Source organism: Streptomyces sp. NPDC017056, from assembly GCF_044332485.1.
GTDB lineage: Bacteria > Actinomycetota > Actinomycetes > Streptomycetales > Streptomycetaceae > Streptomyces.
On the sequence record NZ_JBIRPD010000001.1, the window covers coordinates 447521 to 467709 of the forward strand.

At 73.7% G+C, this 20189-nt stretch carries 15 protein-coding genes and 1 pseudogene; 9 read left to right on the forward strand and 7 right to left on the reverse strand.

Annotated elements, in window-relative coordinates; all coding sequences use genetic code 11:
- Window positions 1-2: 2 nt before the first annotated feature.
- From ACH4OW_RS02105 to ACH4OW_RS02125, 5 genes and pseudogenes are all read right to left on the reverse strand, one after another.
- A pseudogene (locus ACH4OW_RS02105) lies at window positions 3-2008 on the reverse strand (substrate-binding domain-containing protein).
- Window positions 1998-3629 (reverse strand): sugar ABC transporter ATP-binding protein, encoded by a 1632-nt coding sequence (locus tag ACH4OW_RS02110; RefSeq protein ID WP_398024213.1) that lies wholly within the window; start codon window positions 3627-3629, stop codon window positions 1998-2000. Before ACH4OW_RS02110 ends, ACH4OW_RS02105 begins: the two are co-directional and overlap by 11 nt.
- Window positions 3626-4663, reverse strand: a complete 1038-nt coding sequence (locus tag ACH4OW_RS02115) for a LacI family DNA-binding transcriptional regulator (RefSeq protein WP_360121970.1) — start codon at window positions 4661-4663, stop codon at window positions 3626-3628. The genes ACH4OW_RS02110 and ACH4OW_RS02115 overlap by 4 nt, the downstream gene beginning before the upstream one ends.
- Before the next feature lie 359 nt (window positions 4664-5022).
- Window positions 5023-5451, reverse strand: coding sequence for an organic hydroperoxide resistance protein (locus tag ACH4OW_RS02120; protein WP_360121972.1), 429 nt, complete (start codon window positions 5449-5451; stop codon window positions 5023-5025).
- A gap of 95 nt (window positions 5452-5546) precedes the next feature.
- Complete coding sequence (locus ACH4OW_RS02125) at window positions 5547-6569, reverse strand: NADP-dependent oxidoreductase (RefSeq protein WP_398024215.1); 1023 nt, start codon at window positions 6567-6569, stop codon at window positions 5547-5549.
- A gap of 87 nt (window positions 6570-6656) precedes the next feature.
- Here ACH4OW_RS02125 and ACH4OW_RS02130 point away from each other — a divergent pair, with 87 nt between their 5' ends.
- The 3 genes from ACH4OW_RS02130 to ACH4OW_RS02140 all read left to right on the forward strand — a co-directional run bounded on the left by ACH4OW_RS02130 (window position 6657) and on the right by ACH4OW_RS02140 (window position 8980).
- Window positions 6657-7088 (forward strand): MarR family transcriptional regulator, encoded by a 432-nt coding sequence (locus tag ACH4OW_RS02130; protein ID WP_360121978.1) that lies wholly within the window; start codon window positions 6657-6659, stop codon window positions 7086-7088.
- Window positions 7089-7206: 118 nt separating this feature from the next.
- Entirely contained in the window at window positions 7207-7845 is a 639-nt protein-coding gene (locus ACH4OW_RS02135; protein ID WP_398024218.1) for a DsbA family protein, read from the forward strand.
- A 142-nt stretch (window positions 7846-7987) separates the two neighbouring features.
- Complete coding sequence (locus tag ACH4OW_RS02140) at window positions 7988-8980, forward strand: TetR/AcrR family transcriptional regulator C-terminal domain-containing protein (protein ID WP_360121984.1); 993 nt, start codon at window positions 7988-7990, stop codon at window positions 8978-8980.
- Here ACH4OW_RS02140 and ACH4OW_RS02145 read toward each other — a convergent pair.
- Window positions 8946-10181, reverse strand: a complete 1236-nt coding sequence (locus ACH4OW_RS02145; protein WP_398024221.1) for a helix-turn-helix domain-containing protein — start codon at window positions 10179-10181, stop codon at window positions 8946-8948. The two genes, ACH4OW_RS02140 and ACH4OW_RS02145, sit on opposite strands and share 35 nt — an antisense overlap.
- A gap of 11 nt (window positions 10182-10192) precedes the next feature.
- Complete coding sequence (locus ACH4OW_RS02150; RefSeq protein WP_360121989.1) at window positions 10193-10336, reverse strand: hypothetical protein; 144 nt, start codon at window positions 10334-10336, stop codon at window positions 10193-10195.
- Between the two features lie 193 nt (window positions 10337-10529).
- On the opposite strand from ACH4OW_RS02150, the gene ACH4OW_RS02155 reads away from it, so the two are divergent.
- The 6 genes from ACH4OW_RS02155 (at window position 10530) to ACH4OW_RS02180 (ending at window position 20184) form a co-directional block, all read left to right on the forward strand.
- Entirely contained in the window at window positions 10530-11477 is a 948-nt protein-coding gene (locus ACH4OW_RS02155) for a DUF3068 domain-containing protein (protein ID WP_360121992.1), read from the forward strand.
- A 213-nt stretch (window positions 11478-11690) separates the two neighbouring features.
- Window positions 11691-12884, forward strand: a complete 1194-nt coding sequence (locus ACH4OW_RS02160) for a glycosyltransferase family 4 protein (RefSeq protein ID WP_398024223.1) — start codon at window positions 11691-11693, stop codon at window positions 12882-12884.
- 7 nt (window positions 12885-12891) lie between these two features.
- Window positions 12892-13617 (forward strand): class I SAM-dependent methyltransferase, encoded by a 726-nt coding sequence (locus ACH4OW_RS02165; protein WP_398024225.1) that lies wholly within the window; start codon window positions 12892-12894, stop codon window positions 13615-13617.
- Window positions 13614-17990: an alpha-(1->3)-arabinofuranosyltransferase family protein gene (locus tag ACH4OW_RS02170; protein WP_398024227.1), complete on the forward strand. Its 4377-nt coding sequence runs from the start codon at window positions 13614-13616 to the stop codon at window positions 17988-17990. The genes ACH4OW_RS02165 and ACH4OW_RS02170 overlap by 4 nt, the downstream gene beginning before the upstream one ends.
- Complete coding sequence (locus tag ACH4OW_RS02175) at window positions 17987-19423, forward strand: condensation protein (protein ID WP_398024229.1); 1437 nt, start codon at window positions 17987-17989, stop codon at window positions 19421-19423. Before ACH4OW_RS02170 ends, ACH4OW_RS02175 begins: the two co-directional genes overlap by 4 nt.
- Window positions 19420-20184, forward strand: a complete 765-nt coding sequence (locus ACH4OW_RS02180; RefSeq protein ID WP_398024232.1) for a class I SAM-dependent methyltransferase — start codon at window positions 19420-19422, stop codon at window positions 20182-20184. Before ACH4OW_RS02175 ends, ACH4OW_RS02180 begins: the two co-directional genes overlap by 4 nt.
- Window positions 20185-20189 lie beyond the last annotated feature (5 nt).

The following is a 20189-nucleotide window of genomic DNA, read 5'->3' on the forward strand; positions in this document are numbered from 1 at the left end:
TCTCACCCATCGAATTCACCCGCGTTCTTGCCGGTCACCAGGACCACCGGCACCTTCACCCGCTCCGGCAGCCGCTCGCCGCGCGCCGCCTTGAGCGCCTGCTGCACGGCCTGCCTGCCCAGCAGCTTCGGCTGCTGGGCGACCGTGGCGGTCAGCGTCCCGCCGCGCACCGCCGCGACGCCGTCCGGTGTCCCGTCGAACGCCACGATCTTCACGTCCTTGCCCGCCCTGGCACCCAGCGACGTGGCGGCGCCGAGCGCCATCTCGTCGTTGGCCGCGAAGACGCCGCCGATGTCCCGGTGTGCCTGGAGCATATTGGACATCACGTCCATGCCCTTGGTCCGGTCGAAGTCGGCGGGCTGCCGGGCCACCACCTCGATGCCCGGGTACGCCTTGATGCCCTCCTCGAACCCCTGCCCGCGCTCGCGGGCGGCCGAGGTGCCTGGCTGCCCCTCCAGGAAGGCCACCTTGCCCTTGCCGCCCAGGGACTCGGCGAGCGTCTTCGCGGCGAGCCGGCCGCCCGCGACGTTGTCGGAGGCGATGGTCGAGCCGACCCGGCCGCCGTTGACGCCGCGGTCGATGGAGATCACCGGCACGTCCGCCCGGTTGGCGACGCCGACGGCCGGCACGGCCGCGTCGGAGTCCACCGGATTGATGATCGCCGCCTTGACGTTCTGGCTGGTGAACGTCTCCATCTGGTTGATCTGCTGCATGGGGTCGTTCTGCGCGTCGGTGATGTTGACGCGCAGGCCGCGCCGGTCCGCCTCGGCCTGCGCGCCCTCCTTGACGCCGACGAAGAACGGGTTGTTGAGGGTGGACAGGGCCAGCCCGAGGTCGGTGTTCCCGCCGCGGTCGCAGCCGGACAGGGCCAGGGCCGCGGCCAGCACGCCCGCGCCGAGCAGGCCGGTACGCCTGCGGACCGGCCCCGTACGCCTGGAGAGCAGCCCCGTACGCCTGGGGAGCAGCCCTGTACGCCTGGGGAGTGGCCCCGTACGCCGCCTCATCGCGCGCTCCGGCGGCGCAGCGTGTCCAGGAGCACCGCCAGCGCGATAACCAGTCCGGTGGCCACCTGCTGCCAGAAGGCCGAGACGCTCAGCAGGTTCAGGCCGTTGCGCAGCACGGCGAGGATCAGCGCGCCGATGAGCGTGCCGGACGCCTTGCCCGAGCCGCCGGAGAGGCTGGCGCCGCCGATGACGACGGCGGCGATGGCGTCGAGCTCGTAGCCGACGGCGGCCTGCGGCTGGGCGGAGGTCAGCCGGGCGGCGAGCACGATGCCGGCGACCGCGGCGAAGACCCCGGACAGCGCGTAGACGACCAGCTTGCGGCGCTTGACGTCGATGCCGGAGAGCCGGGCCGCCTCCTCGTTGCCGCCGATCGCGAACATCGCGCGGCCCGCGTACGTACGGTTGAGGACCAGCGCGGCGATCAGCCCCGTGGCGACCATGACCAGGACCGGGACGGGCAGCCAGCCGCCCAGCGTGTCCCCCAGCCTGCTCACGGAGGCCGGGAACGGGATCGGCGTGCCGCCGGTGATGACCAGGGCGAGGCCGCGGCCGACGGAGAGCATCGCGAGCGTGGCGATGAAGGCGGGCAGCTTCCCGTACGCGACGAGCGCGCCGGAGACCAGGCCCGCCGCCGCGCCGGTCGCCAGGCCCAGCAGGATGGCGGCCCACACCGGCAGGCCCGCGTCGGTCGCGGCCCAGGCCACGACGGTGGAGCCGAGCGCCGCCACCGAGCCGACCGACAGGTCGATGCCGGCCGAGACGATCACGAAGGTGACGCCGGAGGCGAGGATCGCGGTGACGGACGCCTGGACGCCGACGTTGAGGAGGTTCTGCCCGTTCAGGAAGTCCCCGGACAGGATCGCCATGACCACGACGAGGGCGGCCAGGCCGCCCAGCGGGCCGTTCTTCAGGACGGCCCGGCCGAACCAGGGGCCGAACCCGCCGCCCGGCGGTGCGCTGCCGACCGCCTCGGCGCCGGCTCCCGTCTTCACATCAGCGGACATCGGAGCCCTCCATCGCGCTCTCGTTCGTGTCGTGCGGGCCGGGCGCGGCGGGCGCCTGCCGCACCGCCAGCTCCATCACCGCGTCCTGTGTCGCCTCTTCGGCGCTCAGCTCGCCGGCCAGCCGGCCCTGCGCCATGACCAGCACCCGGTCGCTCATGCCGAGCACCTCGGGCAGGTCGCTGGAGATCATCAGCACCGCGTGGCCGGCCGCGGTCAGCTCGTTGACCAGCTGGTAGATCTCGACCTTCGCGCCGACGTCGATGCCGCGCGTCGGCTCGTCGAGGATCAGCAGCCGGGTACCGGCCAGCAGCCACTTGCCGATGACGACCTTCTGCTGGTTGCCGCCGGAGAGGGTCCTGGCGTGCTGCCCCAGGCCGCTCATCCGCACTTTCAGCCGCTCGGCCACCTCGGCCGCCGCGCGCCGCTGGCCGCGCCGGTCCACCAGGCCGCCGCGGGTGTCCCGGTCCAGCCGGGCCAGCGTCAGGTTGTCCTGGATAGAGGCGTCGAGGACCAGCCCCTGGCCCTTGCGGTCCTCGGGCACCAGGCCCAGCCCGGCGCGCAGGGCGGCCCGTACGTCGCCGGGCGCCAGTGCCCGGCCGTCGACCTCGACGGTCCCGGCGTCGTAGCGGTCCACCCCGAAGAGCGCCCGCGCGACCTCGGTGCGGCCCGCGCCGACCAGGCCCGCGAGACCGACGACCTCACCGGCCCGCACCTCGAAGCCGACGTCCTCGAAGACCGGAGTGCCGTTGGGGCCGTGGCGGGTCAGGCCGCGTACGCGCAGCAGGGGCGCGCCCGGTGCCGCGGGGCGCTGCCGCGGGTACTGCTCGGCGATGTCCCGGCCCACCATCAGGCGGATCAGCTCGTCCTCGTCGGTGCCGGCGGGCACCTCGGCCACCGAACGGCCGTCGCGCAGGACGGTGACGCGGTCGCCGAGGGCGCCGATCTCCTCCAGGTGGTGGGTGATGAAGATGATGCCGACGCCCTCGTCGCGCAGTTCGCGCACGAGCCCGAAGAGCGTCCCGACCTCCTCCGAGGTGAGGACGGCGGTCGGCTCGTCCATGATCAGGACGCGGGCGCGCAGGCTCAGCGCCTTGGCGATCTCGACCATCTGGAGGCGGGCGATGCCCAGTTCGGCGACCGGGGTGTCCGGGGAGACGTCCAGGCGTACCCGGCGCAGCAGTTCGGCGGCGCGGGACCGCATGGCCTTCTTGTCGATCAGGCGCAGCGCGGTGCGCGGCTGCCGGCCGAGGAAGACGTTCTCGGCGACGGTCAGGCCGGGTACGAGGTTGAACTCCTGGTGGATGGTGGCGATGCCCAGCCGTTCGGCGTCCTGCGCGGAGCGGACGTGCACCTCGTGCAGGCCGTCGCGGGAGCCGTCGGGGCCGCCGTCCGCCAGGATGCGCCCGGCGTCGGGCCGGTGGGCGCCGGAGAGCATCTTGATCAGGGTGCTCTTGCCCGCGCCGTTCTCGCCGAGCAGGACGTGCACCTCGCCGGCGCGCAGGCTCAGGTCGACGCCGTCCAGGGCGCGGACGCCGGGGAACGACTTCGTCACCCCCTCCACGCGCAGCAGTTCGCGGCCGGCCGGTGCGTCGTCCCGGACGTCGTCGTCGACGCCGGTCATGCGCTGCCCCTCTCCTCTTCGGTGTGCTCCTCGTGTCCGGCGCCCTGTTCACCGCAGGAGCGGCGGGTGACGAGCCGGGCGGGCAGCAGTACGGAGTCGGCCGCGCGCCCCTCGATCCGTTCCAGCAGGGCCTGCACGGCGGCCCGGCCCAACTCGCGGGTGGGCTGGGAGATGGCGGTCAGCGGCGGGTCGATGTGCGTGAACCACGGCACGTCGTCGTAGACGACCAGGGCCATGTCGTCGGGCACCCGCATCCCGCGCGCGCGGAGTTCGTCCATCGCGCCGAGCGCCATCAGGTTGTCGGTGGCCAGGACGGCGTCGGGCGGCTCGGGCAGGTCCAGGAAGCCGCGCATCACCTGGCGTCCGCCGGTGGGCTGGAGGTCGGGCGTGGAGCCGACCCGCTCGTCCGGCAGCGGTATGCCGTGGGCGGCCAGCGCCGTACGGAACTGTTCCAGCCGCTCGTCGCCGGTCGGCGTGCCCGCCGGGGCGACGATGATGGCCGGGCGGCGCCGGCCGAGGGCGGCCAGGTGGGCCGCGAGGGCGGTGAGCGCGGCGGCGCCGTCGGCGCGGACGCACGGCGCGTCGATGCCGGGCACCAGCCGGTCGAGCAGCACCAGCGGGGTGCCGGAGGCGACGACCTCGCTCAGCATCGCGGAGCCGGTGCCGGCCGAGCTGACCAGCAGCCCGTCGATCCGGCGGTCCAGCAGCGTACGGATGTAGTCGTCCTGCTGGTCGGGGCGTTCGGCGGCGTTGCCGATGACCAGGCTGTAGCCGCGGCCGCGCGCCGCGTCCTCCACGGCGTCGGCGAGTTCGGTGAAGAAGGGGTTGGTGAGGTCGCTGATGACCAGGCCGAGCGCGCCGGTGCGGGCGGTGCGCAGGGCGCGGGCGACGTTGTTGGGCCGGTAGCCGAGCGCCGCGACGGCGGCGAGCACCCGCTCCCTGGTCTCGGCGACCGGGCTGCGCCCGTTGAGCACGCGGGAGACGGTTGCCACGGACACTCCGGCCCGCTCGGCCACATCCTTGATCTTCGCCATGGCGCCTTTGCCATTCCGTGAAGGCGGGTCGAGGACACCGATGGGCGTGGCGTCTCGATCGCACGTCGGTGTGTAATCGATTCCGTGGGGGCTACGTAATCGATTACACGGCAAGGGCGTCAAGATGTCGTACGAGTGGCCCGGGTCACACGGGCACCACCCGTGCCGTCCGCCGCCGGTGCCGACAGTACGGCCGAGGGCCGCACCCCGGGAAGGGGTACGGCCCTGGCACGTCAGCACCGCCTCAGGCGCGGCACGTCACCACGCGGCACGTCACCACACGGCACGTCACCACGCGGCGTGACGCCACGCGCTGTGTCGTTACGCGGTGTGCCGCCTCGCGGCGCACCACCCCGGTCTCAGGCGACGTTCAGCTTGACGTCGATGTTGCCGCGGGTGGCGTTCGAGTACGGGCACACCTGGTGCGCCTTCTCCACCAGGTCCTTGGCGGTGGCGGCGTCCACGTTCGGGATGGACGCGGAGATCTCGACCGTGAGGCCGAAGCCGCCGGACGGGGTCTTGCCGATGCCGACCTTGGCGGTCACCCGGGAGCCGGAGACGTCCGCCTTCTCCTGGCGGGCGACCACGCTCAGCGCGCCCTGGAAGCAGGCGCTGTAGCCGGCCGCGAAGAGCTGCTCGGGGTTGGTGCCGGCGCCGCTGCCACCCTGCTCCTTGGGCGGGTTGACGACGACGTCCAGCTTGCCGTCGTCGCTGGCGACGCGGCCGTCCCGGCCGTTCTCTGCGGTGGCGACGGCGGTGTAGACGACGTCTACGGGCTGGATGGCCATAACGGTTCCTCCTGTGGTTCGCCGCGACTCGCGCCCACGATCGCGACGGCTTGGCACCGAGCCTAGTGACCCGGCGAACTGCCGTGTTGCCGGGTTCAGTCCGTGAGATCCACGATCATCTTGCCGGTGTTGTCGCCGCGCAGCAGGCCGATGAACGCCTCGAAGCCGTTCTCGATGCCGGCGACCTTGGTCTCGCGGTACTTCAGCTCGCCCGAGCGCACCCAGGCCGAGACCTCCGAGACGAACTGCTCCTGGAGGTCGCTGTGGTCCGCGACGAGCATGCCCTGGATGCGCAGCCGCTTGCCGATGACCAGCGCGAGGTTGCGCGGCGCCGGGGTGGGCTCGGTGGCGTTGTACTGCGAGATCATGCCGCAGACGGCGACCCGGCCGTGCACGTTCAGCGAGTCGATGGCGGCTTCCAGGTGGTCGCCGCCGACGTTGTCGAAGTAGACGTCGATGCCGTCGGGGGCGGCCTTCCTGAGCTGCTCCTTGACGGACTCGTCCGACTTGTAGTTGAAGGCGGCGTCGAAGCCGTACTCCTCCGTCAGCAGCTTGACCTTCTCGTCCGAGCCGGCGCTGCCGATGACCCGCGAGGCGCCCTTGAGCTTGGCGATCTGGCCGACCTCGCCGCCCACCGCGCCGGCCGCGCCGGACACGAAGACGGCGTCGCCCTCCTTGAAGGAGGCGACCTCCAGCAGGCCCGCGTACGCCGTCAGGCCCGGCATGCCCAGCACGCCCAGGTAGGCGGAGAGCGGGGCCAGGGACGCGTCCACCTTGGCGACCTTGGCGGCGTCGACGACCGCGTACTCACGCCAGCCCTTGAAGTGCAGGACGTGGTCGCCGGGCGCGAAGCCCTCGGCGTTGGAGGCGAGGACCTCGCCGACCGCGCCGCCCTCCATCGGCTCGTCCAGCTTGAACGGCGGGGTGTAGGACTTCACGTCGTTCATGCGGCCGCGCATGTACGGGTCGACGGAGAAGTACAGGTTGCGGACGAGGAGCTGCCCCTCGCCGGGCTCGGGGACCGCGGCCTCGCGCAGCGCGAAGTCCTCCGGCTTCGGCCAGCCGTGCGGGCGGGCGACGAGGTGCCATTCGCGGCCGGACGTGGGCAGTGCGGACATGAGCTGCTCCTCCTAAATGCTTCAGGTGATGAAACAACCATGCTCCTCGATATTTCATGTTGTCAAGCAATTCGCTATCCTGGTGTCATGACTCCTCGCCCAGACCACCTGACCTGTGAGGTCGTCGAGCTGATCGGCACCGTCGTGGCCCGCTACTACGAGGAGTACGAGAACGCCGCGGCCGAGCACTCCCTCACCGGCGCCCAGGCGCGCGTCCTCGGCCTGCTCTCCCACGAGCCGATGCCGATGCGCCGGATAGCCCAGCGCTTGAAGTGCGAGCCGTCGAACGTGACCGGGATCGTGGACCGGCTGGAGACCCGCGGCCTCGTCGAGCGCCGCCCGGACCCCGCCGACCGCCGCGTCAAGCTGGCCGCCCCCACGGACGCGGGCGCCGCGACGGCCGAACGGCTGCGCGACTCCCTCGACTTCGCCCGCGAGCCGCTCGGCGAGCTGTCCGTCACGGAGCGCACCCTGCTCAAGGAACTGCTCCAGCGGATGCTGGGCATCGCGCCGGAGTAGGCCGCACGGCGCCGGCCCGGCCGTCCGCCGCTGCCAGCCCGTACGCCGAGGGCGAATGACGACGAATGACGACGAATAAAGTCCGTCCAGTAGTCACGAATCGAACTATCGTGGCGCCATGACTGCCCAAAATGCGTCTTCCCCGAGCAACACCCGTCACACGGTTGACTTCTACTTCGACCCCACCTGCCCGTTCGCGTGGATCACTTCCCGCTGGATCCTGGAGGTGGAGCGCCACCGCGACCTCGACCTGCGCTTCCGCGTGATGAGCCTGTCCGTGCTCAACGAGGGGCGCGAGGGCCTGCCCGAGCGCTACCAGGAGCTGCTGGCAAAGGGCTGGGGCCCGGTACGGGTGTGCATCGCCGCGGCCCAGGAGCACGGCGAGGAGGTCCTGCGCGACCTCTACACGGCGCTCGGCACGCGTCTGCACAACGATGACCGGGAGGACTACGACGCCGTCGTCGAGGAGGCCCTCGCCGAGGTCGGCCTGCCCGCCGAGCTGGCCGCTGCCGCGAAGAGCACGGATTACGACGACGCGCTGCGCAAGAGCCACCACGAGGGCATGGACCCGGTCGGCGAGGAGGTCGGCACGCCCACGCTCCACGTCGACGGCGTCGCCTTCTTCGGCCCGGTGCTGACCGCGATCCCGCGCGGCGAGGAGGCGGTGCGGGTCTTCGACGGCGTCCGCCTGCTCGCCGGTTACGACAAGTTCTTCGAACTGAAGCGGACGCGGACGGGCGACCTGGACTTCAGCTGACCTGAGGACGGTCCGGCCACCGGACTCCGGACGACCGGGGTCCGGTGGCCGGGGACTGTTGCGGTGTACTAGGTAAGCGTCAAGATGGTGCCACGGTCACCCTGTTACTCCCCCTGGGTGCACTAGTACGGAGGATGCCACCGTGGACCGTTCGGACCCGCCCCCTTACCGCCGGATCGTCGCCGAGATCCGGCGGCGCATCGAGACCGGCGAGCTGGCCGAGGGCGAGCGGGTGCCCTCGACCCGGCGGATCACCCAGGAGTGGGGCGTGGCGATGGCGACCGCGACCAAGGTCCTCACGACGCTGCGCCAGGACGGGCTGGTGCGGGCCGTACCGGGAGTGGGCACCGTGGTCGCGCCGGCCGGTACGCGCCCCGCGGACGGCGGCCCAGCGCCCAGGCCACGCGACAACGGCAGCCCCGGCGGCCCGCGCCGCCATTCGGACGGCCACGGCCCCGCCCACGGGCTGAGCCGCGACCGCATCGTCCGGGCCGGCATCCGGATCGCCGACGCGGAGGGCCTGCACTCCCTGTCGATGCGCCGGGTCGCCGCCGAGTTCGGGGCGTCCTCGATGGCGCTCTACCGCCATGTGGCGAACAAGGACGAGCTGGTGCTGCTGATGGCGGACGCCACCTTCGCCGAGGTCGCGCTGCCCGACCCGGGGCCTGAGCACTGGCGCGACCGGATGGAGGCCGGGGCCCGCCTCCAGTGGGACCTGTACCAGCGGCATCCGTGGGTGGCCCAGTACCTGTCCCTCACCCGCCCGCAGCCCATGCCGCACGCGATGGTGGTCATGGAGTGGACCATGGCCAGGCTGACGGGCTTCGACCCGATGGCCACGCTGCGCCTGGCCCTGACCCTGATCAATCACGTGCGGGGTACGGCGGTCGCCCTGGAACAGGACACCGAGGCCGAGCAGCTGACCGGCATGGACCAGCAGCAGTGGATGACGGCGCAGGAGCCGGAGTACGAGCGGATCATCGGTTCCGGCGCGTTCCCCATGTACGAGGGGGCCAACGGCATGGACGACGCGGGCATGCTGGACCTGGAGGCGGTGTTCGAGTTCGGTCTCGCCCGGCTGATGGACGGCATCCAGCTGTTCATCGAGGGTAGGGAGGGCGGCCGGGCACGCTGAGCTCGCCGCGCAGCCGCCGGGCCCGCAGCACCAGTTCGAGTTCGAAGCGGCGGTCCGGGTCGTCCACCTCGTCGCCCCACAGCTCCCGTATGCGGCGCAGCCGGTAGCGGACGGTCTGCGGGTGGACGCCGAGCCTGGCGGCCACCTCGGGGGCGCCGCCGCGCGTCTCCAGCCAGGCGAGCAGGGTTTCGGCCAGCCGGCGCCCGTGGGTGGGGCCGCAGTGCGCGAGGGGCTCCAGCCGCCGCCGGGTCAGGTCCTCGATCAGTTCCTCGGGCGGCAGCAGGACCAGTGCCTCGGTGTGCTCGGTGCAGTGCAGGAGCTGCCCGGAGGGCAGCAGGCCGCGTTCCATCAGGTCGACGGCGGCGCCCGCCCAGCGCAGCGACTTCGCCGCGTGCGCCAGCGGCACGGCCGGGCCGAGCGCGCCCGACCACCCGGCGGTGGCCCGCTGGAGCAGTTCCCCGCGCCCGGCGGCGTCGGGGTCCGGCACCACCATCCGGGGCCGCTCGCACTCCATGTCCAGCAGGACGTCCGGGCCGACGGCAGGGGCCACGGATTCGCGGGCCGGGCGCAGCAGTACGGCCACGGCGACCCGTTCGGGCAGGGTCCAGCCGATCCGGGCCGCGCGGTCCGCCAGCGCGGGGGCGGCGTGCACCCGGGTCCCGGCCGCGAACAGCTGCTCCATCAGGCGCCGTTGGTGCCGCAGCCGTTCGCCCGCCTGGCGGGCCGCGGCCTCGGCGAAGCCGCGTACCGATTCGGCCACCAGCCCGTCCAGGTATTCGAAGCCGGATTCGGCCAGTTCGTACATGGCGGGGGCCGGGATCGCCACCTGCTGGCCGATCTCGGCCAGCCGGCGCCAGGCCAGCCGTACGCCCAGCCGGTAGATCGCCTGGAGGGCGTCCAGGCTGCGGCCCTGGATGCCCGCGCCGCGGCCGAACTCCTGAAAGATCCGCGGGTGGACGTGCGGGCGGTCCAGGCCGGCCGACATGTGCTCGACGAAGTGCTCCAGGGACTGCCGGATGCCGACCAGGGCGCGCGGTTCGCCGTACTCGTCGAGCGCGAGGGGCAGTTGCGGGTACTCGCGGCGGATCTCCGCCAGGATGCGCCGGGCCAGCGCCGGGACCTCGTCGAGGGCGAGGGCGGCGAACTGCCTTACCTGGGACCGGGGTACGTCGTGCCAGGCCGAGCGGGCGGTCTCCACCACGCCTGCCGCCCCTAGCGCGTCCGGTCGAAGGTCACCAGGGGGACGTTCGGCTGCTCGGGTGTGGCGCCGAGTGCGGCGACGATGCCGAACGCGGCGCCGGCGGCGAGGGCGGCGGCGACCAGCGAGGTCAGTACGGCGGCGAGCAGTCTGTGCATGGCGCGGCGAGCCCCTTCGTGGAGAGGTGCGTCGAGGGTTGCGCTGTGCGTGGGCCCCGGTCCGGCGCGGTGCTTGCCGAGTCTGGGGAGGCATTGACGGCGTGTCAAGTATTCGCCTACGGTTCCCGCCCGTTCACCCGGACCACCGCCACGCCGCACGCGCACTGCCCCCGCCGCCCTCAGGAGTGCCCGTATGCGTAAGACCGCCTCGCCGTTTTCCCTGGTCCTGCTGGGCCTCGGGGTCTTCCTCCTGGTGCTCGCCCCGCTGCTCGTCTGGTACGTCGCGCCGCGCGCCCAGCGCACCCCGGTCGACGTGGACGTGACGACCGTCTTCACCGGTACCGGCAGCTACTTCGACACCGGGGCGCTGCGCACCAGGAACGGCCAGGAGATCACCATCACCCGGCACGTGCTGGGCGACGTGGCGGAGAGCGAGCGCAGCGGGCGGGCCGTGTGGGACGTGTCCACGACCGTCGACACCCCGGTGACGCTGGCGTTGAAGGATCCGCGCAAAGCGTTCCAGTGGACGCTGGAGCGGTGGGTCACCGACCGGCGCACCAACGCCCCGGTGCACTGCTGCAAGGAGGCGCCGACCCGCTTCGAGGGGGACGCGTACCTGAAGTTCCCCTTCGACGTGCAGCGCAAGACCTACCGCTGGTGGGACAACACCCTGGGCGCGGCGGTGCCGCTCCGCTTCGCGGGCACCAAGCGGATACAGGGGTACGAGGGCTACCGCTTCACCGGGACCGTCGAGCCCACCAGGACGGGCAGCCGGCAGGTGCCGGGGCGGCTGGTCGGGCGGCCTGGACAGGGGCAGGTCCAGGCCGAGGAGTGGTACGCCAACAGCGGGATCGAGCTGGTCGTGGACCGGCGTACCGGGCGGATCGTCAACGCGTCGATCTCGCCGCACAAGACGCTTCGGGCGCCGGGGTCGCAGGTCGACGCGGTCACCCTGCTGCGCGGGAGCGGCATCGAGTTCACGCCCGCGACCCAGCGCGCGCAGGTGGCGCTGGCGGACGCGGACAGCACCAGGCTCCAGCTGGTCGGGGAGACCGCGCCGCTGGCCGCGGCCGTGGCGGGCGGCGGATTGACGCTCTTCGGCGTGGTGCTGGTGGTGCGCGGGAGGCGGCGGTTCAGCTGATCCTGCGCGAAGTGACGAGACGTCAGGCGGAACCGGGGCAGAAATTGTCACGCCGGTGAGTAGCCGCATCGAACAGGGCGGCGAAAACTATCCAACCCACACCTCCGTCGTCCCCACGCCCGCAGTCCCCCGGCCGGCAGGTCCGCACGACTCAGCACGCAGTACGTCCCCCCACACCACTGGTACCGCACCCTGAGACGAGTTGGAGCGCACATGCCCCAGCACGTACGACCGTCCTTGTCCGCCGCACCACTCGCACGTCCCGCACCGGCTGTACGACCCGAACCGTCCGCCAGGACCGCACCGCCCGCAGTACGCCCGCTCCCCCGCCATATCGTCTTCCTCGCCCGCCGCGACCTGGGCAACCCCGCCGCCGGCGGCTCGGAGCTGCTCGTCGACCGCATCGCCGAGGGCCTGACCGCCCACGGCCACCAGGTCACCCTGCTGTGCGGCGGCCCGGCGGCCGACCGCGGCTACCGCGTGGTCTCCGCGGGCGGCGACGCCGGGCACTACCTGCGCGCGCCCCGGCAGTTCGCCCGCCGGATCGGCGGGTGCGACCTGCTGGTGGAGGTCTGCAACGGCATGCCGTACCTGGCGCCGCTGTGGCACAGCGGGCCGACCCTGTGCCTGGTCAACCACGTCCACACGGACCTGTGGGGCATGCGTTACCCGGCACCCGCCGCCCGGCTCGGCCGCCGCCTCGAACACTGGGCGCTGGCGGGCACCCACCGCGGCAACCTGATGGTCGCCGTCTCCGGCTCGACCGCCGCCGCGCTGCGCGGCCTCGGCGTGGAACGGGACCGCATCCGGCTGGTCCACAACGGCGTGGAGGAGCCGGGGCCGCTGCTGCCCGAGTCGCCCGAGCCGCTGTTCCTGGCCATGGGCAGGCTGGTCGAGTACAAGCGCGTCGACCTGCTGCTGCGTCTGTGGGAGCGGGTGCGGCCGGTCACCGGCGGCCGGCTGGTCATCGTCGGCGACGGCCCCGAGCGCGCCCGCTTGGAGGCCATGGCCGGGCCCGGCGTGCACTTCACCGGGCGGATCAACGAACGCGACAAGCACGAACTGCTCTGCCGGGCCTGGCTGTTGCTGCACCCCTCGCTCGTCGAGGGCTGGGGCCTGGTCGTCATGGAGGCGGCCGCCCGGCACACTCCGGCCGTCGGCTTCGACATACCGGGCCTGCGCGATTCGGTCGACGACGGGACGACCGGGCTGCTGGCCCGCGGGGAGAGCTCCTTCGCCGCGCACTGGTGCACGCTCGCGCTCAGCCGGCCGCGCCGCGCGGCCCTGGGCGCCGCCGCCGCGCAGCGCGCCGCCCGCTTCCGGTGGAGCGCCACGGTGCGCAGTTTCCGGGCCGTGGCGGCGGAATCGTACGCCGAGGCACGTCTCGACTTCCCGTCCGGGCGGTGATGCTGAGGTGCGGGATCCCTCCCTGCGCAGATCTCTCACCCTCTTCCGCGCCTTCCTGCGCGAGCAGCACGACCCCGAGCACTGCTACGGGCTGCTCGCGCGGGACGCCGCCAACCAGCTCGAACGGTATCTGCCGCTCCAGGGACTGGTCGTCGCCGACGTCGGCGGCGGCAGCGGCCACTTCACCGAGGAGTTCCGGCGCCGCGGCGCGCACGGCTACCTCTTCGAGCCGGACCCGCGCGAGCTGACCGCCCGCGGCCGCAACCCGGACGGCGCGGTGCTCGCCGACGGCTACCTCCTGCCGCTGGCCGACGGCACCGCCGACGTCTGCTTCTCCTCCAACGTCCTGGAGCACGTCGCGGACCCGCTGACCTTCCTCAGCGAGCAGGTGCGGGTGACCAGGCCAGGCGGCCTGATCTACCTGTCGTTCACCAACTGGCTGTCCCCCTGGGGCGGGCACGAGACGGCGCCCTGGCACTACCTGGGTGCCGCGCGGGCCCGCGCGCTCTACCGGCGGCGCACCGGCCGGGACGCCAAGCACACCCTGGGCGAGAACCTGTTCGCGCTGCACGTCGGCCGGACGCTGCGCCAGGTCAGGGCCCGGGACGACGTACGGATCGTGACGGCCCGCTCCCGTTACGCGCCGTTCCTGGCCGAAACGATCCCGCGCCTGCCGGTCGTCCGCGAAGTAGCCACCTGGAACCTCCTCCTCATCCTGCGGCGGTTGCCATGACCCAGACCCTCCAGTCCAGCTCCCCGGGATCGCCGGACGCCGGTGGCACCCCGGCGTCCGCGCCCGGCGCGCCGCCGCCCGGGCCGCCCCGGTCCCGGCGCTGGCTGCTGGGCTTCTGGGCCGCCGCCTTCGTGCTCTTCCTCGTGCCCTCGTCCGGGAAGATGACGTTCGAGACCAAGCTCGGGGTGGCCACCGACCCGTGGCGGTTCCTGGGCGACCTGGGGCAGCTGTGGCACGACCGGGCGGGCTTCGGCGGCATCACGGACCAGTACGTCGGCTACGCCTTCCCGTCGCTGCCGTACTACGCCCTGGCGGACCTCGTCCACCTCCCGGTGTGGATCGCCGAGCGGCTGTGGATGTCGCTGATCGTCACCGCCGCCTTCTGGGGCGCGCTGCGGCTGGCCGAACGGCTGCGCGCCGGCACCCCGCCGGCCCGGTTGCTCGCCGCCGCCGCGTACGCGCTGTGGCCGGTGTTCACCATGGTCGTCGGGTCCACCTCCGCGGCGGCCCTGCCCGGCGCACTGCTCCCCTGGGTGCTGCTGCCGCTCACCAACCCGCACGCCACGGCGCGCCTGGCCGCCACCCGCTCGGCGCTGCTCATTCCTTTCATGGGCGGCGTCAACGCGGCCTCGACGCTGGCCGCGCTGCTGCCCGCCCTGCTGTACGTGCTGACGCGCACGGGCGCCCGGCGCAGAGCCCTGCTGGCGTGGTGGATTCCCGGCGTCATCCTGGCGACCGCGTGGTGGGCGGTTCCGCTGCTGCTGCTCGGGGTGCACGGCGAGAACTTCATGCCGTACATCGAGCAGGCGAACACCACGACCGGCACCATGTCGGCGACCGAGCTGCTGCGCGGCGCCGGGAACTGGACCGGCTACCTGAACTTCGGCGAACCGTGGCTGCCGGCCGGCTGGACCATGGCGGCGGGCGCCGCCGCCATCCTCGGCTCGGCGCTGGCCGCCGCGCTGGGCCTGGCCGGGCTGGCCCGCCGGGACGCGCCGGAGCGGCGCTGGCTGCTGCTGACGGTGCTGGTCGTGGCCGGTATCTGCCTGACGGGATACGCCGGTTCGCTGGGCGGCCCTTTCCACGGGCTGTGGCAGGACTGGCTGAACGGCTGGCTGCGGCCGTTCCGCAACATCTACAAGTTCCAGCCGGGCCTGGCACTGGCGCTCGCGCTCGGCCTGGCGCACCTCCTCGGGGTGGCCGGCGAGCGGCGCGGCACCCGGCGCGTGCCGGGACGCCGGCACGTGGCGCTGTTCGCCGCGCTGCTCACCCTCCCCGCGCTGGCCCTGCCGTTCCTGAACGGCACCGTCCTGCAACCCGGCGCCTTCAAGAAGCTCCCGTCCGCATGGGAGCGGACCGCCGGCTGGCTCAAGAAGAACACGCCCGACAACCGCGCCCTCGTCGTCCCCGCCACCGCGCACGGCGTCTACACCTGGGGCTCGCCCATCGACGAGCCGCTGGACGTGCTCGCCCGCTCCCGGTGGGCGCAGCGCGACTTCGTGCCGTTCGGGACGCCGGGCGTGCGGCGCGCCCTGGACGCCGTCGAGCAGGCACTGCTGTCCGGTACCGAAGTGCCGGGGCTGCGCGACTTCCTGGGCCGGGCCGGCCTCTACGACGTCGTCGTACGCAACGACCTCGACCCGGACCAGATCGGCTACGTGCCGACGCAGACCGTCAAGCGGACCCTGGAGGCGTCCGGTTACCGCAAGGTCGCCTCCTTCGGCCCGCTGACGACCGACGGGCGCATCGCCCCCGGCACCCCGGTCCAGATCCAGGGCCTGTACCCGCGCCAGCGCGCGGTGGAGGTCTACGAACCCGTGGGCACCCCGCGCCCAGGGCCCGTCACCGCCAAGCCGGTGGCCGACACGGCGCAGGTCAGCGGGGGTCCCGAGGCGCTGCTTCCGCTGTCGGCCGACCCCTCGCTGCGCTCCCGCCCGGCCGTGCTGACCGGTGACAACCACCCGGGTGTCGGCACCCCGACACTCCAGCTGACCGGCGACGGGCTGCGCCGTGCCGACACCCGGTTCGGCCTGGTCAACTCCAATACGTCCTATACGTACACGCCCGGCGAGCGAAATCACCCGGACAGCGTCCAGGACCCGGGGCTGGAGCCGCGGCAGATCCTGCCCACCCGGGGCATCGGGCACCAGACCACCGCCGTGCTGCGCGGCGCCTCCTCCGTCACCGCGTCCAGCAGCGGCAACTGGCTCTTCCACCTGCCGCAGTACGACCCGGTGAACGCCTTCGACGGCAACCCGGACACCGGCTGGGCCGAAGGCAGCGCGGGGAATCCGGTGGGCCAGTGGCTGCGGATCGGCTTCACCCGGCCCACGTCCGTGCCGTACGCGATCTCCCTCACGCCGCTGCCCGGCGACGGGATGCGGGCGGCGCCGACGTCCGTACGCGTGCAGACCGACCGGGGCAGCGTGGACAGCCAGCTGCTGACGAACGGCGCCAGGCAGCAGGTCAGGGCGCCCGCCGGGACCGCGAAGTGGCTCAAGATCACGATTCTCGGGTCGCAGACGCCGCGCGCGGGGCTGTCCGGCGCGGGCTTCTCCGAAGTGTCCGTACCGGGTGTCCAGGTCACCCGGCTGCTCCAACTGCCCACCGACAGCGAGGACTCGACGTCGCCCTCCAAGACGTACTCCCTGCACCGCGGCAGCGACCCCGGCGGCCTCTCGCCGGCCTCCGCCGAGGTGGGACTGCACCGGCAGTTCAGCACCGGCACCAGCGCTTCATACGCGGTCGCGGCCCGTGCGCTGGCCGTCCCCGGGCCGGAACTGGACCGGCTGCTGGACCGGGTGGCCCCCGGGCAGAAGGACCGGATCACCGCCTCCGCCGACTCCACGGCCTTCGGGTTCGGTGACTCGCTCAGCCCCCGCAACCTCGTCGACGGCGACCTGACCACCGCCTGGATCGCGGGCGACAAGGCGACACTGCACCTGCGCTGGCCGGGCAAGCGGGCCGTGGACCAGATCGTGCTGGCCGCGGCGGGCGGCCTCTCCACCCGGCCCGAGGAAATCCTCGTCAACTCGCCGGACGGGGCGGCGACCGCCGGCGTCGACGAGAACGGCCAGGCCCGCTTCGACCCCATCACCACCGACCGCCTCGACATCACCATCAGCAAGGTCAAGGAACTCACCGTCCACAACCCGGTCGCCGACCAGGAACTGCAACTGCCCGTCGGACTGAGCGAGGTCTACATCCCGGCGCTGGACGCGCTGCGGACCCCGCCGCCCGCGCCCGGCGACCGGTTCTCGCTCGCCTGCGGCGAAGGACCGCCGCTCGCCGTGGACGGCACCCTGCACGCCACGAAGGCGTCCGGGTACGTCCGTGACCTGACCGAACGCAAGCCCGTCACGGTCGAGTTGTGCGCGGGCGAGGCGAGCGGCGGACGGCTGGAATTGCCCTCCGGGCAGCACCGGGTGGAGGCCGGCGACCAGGGGCCGCTGGCGCTGACGGACGTCACCCTCACCCGCGGCAGCGCCCCCGCGCCCGCGCCCGCCGGCGAACACCGGCCGGTGACCGCCGCCGACTGGGCGGGCGACCAGCGGTACGTGCGGGTCGGCGCGGGCGCGGCCGCGTACCTCCAGCTGTACGAGAACGCCAACGACGGCTGGCACGCGACGCTCGACGGGCGCGAACTGTCGCCGGTGCGGCTCGACGGGTGGCAGCAAGGATTCCTGGTCCCGGCGGGCAGGGGCGGCCTGGTGAAGCTCTCGTACGCGCCGGCCACCACCTACGACCTCGGCCTGCTCGGCGGCGCGCTCGGCATCGCGGTGCTCGTCGGCTCCGCGCTGGTGCGCCGCGCGCCGCACACCCCGCCGCAGCCGCAGGTGCCGCCGGCGCCGTCCTGGGTCCTGGGGGCCGCCGCCCTCACGGTGGTCGTGGCGCTCGCCGCCGGGCCTTACGCCGTGATCGTGCCGCTGCTGGCTCTGGTGGCCCGGTTCAGGCCCGGGCTGCTCGTGCCGCTCGCGCTCCTGGCCATGGTGGGGGCCGGCATCACGGCCGCCCTCGGCGCCGGCGAGCCCGCCGCCGCCGACGCCGGGGCCTTCAGCGCCACCGCCCAGGCCCTGGCGCTGCTGGCGCTGGCGGCCGCGGTGGTGACGGTGCCCGCCGCGACGGCGCGGCGCGGGGCGCACGCGGGAGCGGCGCCGGGGCCGGACGAGGAACCGGCACTGGCCACGGCGCCGGCAGCGGGGCCGGGCGGCCCTGAGGCGGAAACGGAGACCTTGGCGCCGCCCGCCCCGCCGCTGCCACGGCGCCGGCGGCGTCGCGTACCGCCGGAAGCCACACCCCGAAACGGCATACCCGCGGACCCGTCAGACCCACCAAGCCCATCGGACCGCAGCGGGGAGGAACCCACCCGATGACCGCACTGCAACCGGCACGGCAGGAACCGGCCGGGGACGGGCCGCCCGGGGCGGCGGGCCGGACCGTACGGCGGATTCCGTTCCCGGTCGTGGACGAGATCACCCGGCACTGCCTCATGCCGGAGGAACCGGAGACCGTGCACATCGAGGTGCACCTGCCCGGCAGGCCCGACCCCGGAAGGCTGCGGGCGGCGTTCCGCGAGGCGCTGTGCCGCCACCCCCGCATCCTGATGCGCCAGGCCCCGCACCGCTGGTGGCGGCGCCGGTACGAGTGGGAGCTGACCGGTGTCCCGGACGTGGACCCGGTCGTCTTCCCGCCACCGGGCCCGGGCGCCCTGGAACGCGCGCGCCAACGCGCGCTGACCGACTGCCCGCCGCTGGACGCCTCGCCGCCCGTACGGATGGAGGTCGTCGAGAGGCAGGGAACGGGCGGGGGCGAGGGGGCCGGGGCCGGAACGGTCCTGCTCATCACCATCAACCACACCGCCCTGGACGGCCCGGCCTGCCTGCGGGTGCTGGCCACCGCCGCCCAGCTCTACGGAGGCGCCGACAACGCCCCGGCGCCACCACCGGTACGCGCCGCCGGCACCGCGGCGGGCGGAGCGCCGCAGGCCACGCCGCCGGCCGGCGGACACGGCCTGGTCCGGCCGGTGCGGATCGCCGGTGAGCACGGGCACCGCGCCGACGGCAACGGCATGCTCGTCGTCGAGCTGCCCGTGCCGGCCCGGCCGCCCCGCACCGGCGGGCGTGCCGCGTTCACCGTCAACGACCAACTCCTGGTCGCCACCTGCCTGATGGTCGCCCGCTGGAACCACCTCCACGGGCGGCCGAGCGGGCCCGTCGTCGTCACCATGCCGGTGGACGACCGCCCGCGCGGCACGGACATGCCCATCGGCAACGGCACCCGGCTGGTATCCGTCGGCTTCGGCCCGGAGGAGAAGCAGGACGCCGCACTGCTCACCGCGGGGCCGCCCGACCCGGCTGCCGTCGCCCGGCTGCTGCGGGGCACCGCCGCCCGCACCCGGGCCCTCAAGGCGGCACCCGGGTCCCAACTCGGCCTGGGCGCCGCCCTGCTGACGGCTCCGGTGCTTCCCGTCGGGGTACGCGGCGTCCTCACGCGCGCGCTGCGCACCGCCGCCGCCCCGCTGGCCTCCACCACCCTGCTGTCCAACATCGGCCGCATCCCCTACCCGCTCGACTTCGGCGACGCGGGGCGGCCCAGCGCCGTGTGGTTCTCCGCGCCGGCCCGCATGCCGCGCGGCCTGACCGTCACCACCGTCTCCGTCGGCGGGCGCATCCAGCTGGCACTGCGCTGGTCGCACGCCCTCCTGGACGACGCGGCCGGCGCCCGGCTGGGCGCCCTCTTCGCGGAGTCCCTGGCGGCCACGTCCTGGCCGGGCGACGGCCGGACGGCGGACGGGGGCGCACCGTGATCCGGCACCTCACCGCCGTGCCACCGCCCCCACACCCGCCCGGACTGCGCGAGTTCTACGAGAACCCCGCCGTCCCGGTCGCCTCCGGCGACGCCCGCAGCCGCCGCCAGGCGCTGATGCTGGCCCGCGCCCTGGGGCCGGTACGCCGCGGCGCGCCCCCTGCCACCGTGCTGGACGTCGGCTGCGGCGACGGCAGCGCGGCCGCCATCGCGGCCGAGGTCCTGCCGGGCCACCGGATCGTCGGCGTCGACTGGTCGCAGGACGCGCTGCGGCGCGCCGCGACCCGCATCCCGTACGCCGTGCGGGGCGAACTGGGCGGCGGCGGGCTGCCGTTCGCGTCCGGCGCCGCCGACGCCGTGCTGTTCAGCGAGGTCATCGAGCATCTCGTCGACCCCGACGCGGCCCTCGACGAACTGCGCCGCGTGCTGCGCCCCGGCGGCCACCTGATGCTGTCCACCCCCAACCTCGCCGCCTGGTACAACCGCGGACTCCTCCTCGCGGGAGTCCAGCCCGTCTTCTCGGAGGTGAGCATGCGAGGCATCCACGGCCGCCCCGGCACCCAGGTGGTCGGCCATCTGCGCCTCTACACCGCCCGCGCGCTGCGCGGCTTCCTGACGGCCTCCGGCTTCACGGTCGTACGGGTCGCGGGCGCGCCGTACCACGACGTGCCGCGGCCACTGCGCCCCCTGGACCGCGCCGCCTGCCGGCTGCCCTCGCTGGCCTCCATCCTGCTCGTCCATGCCCGCCGGAGAAGGGAGTAGGGCCG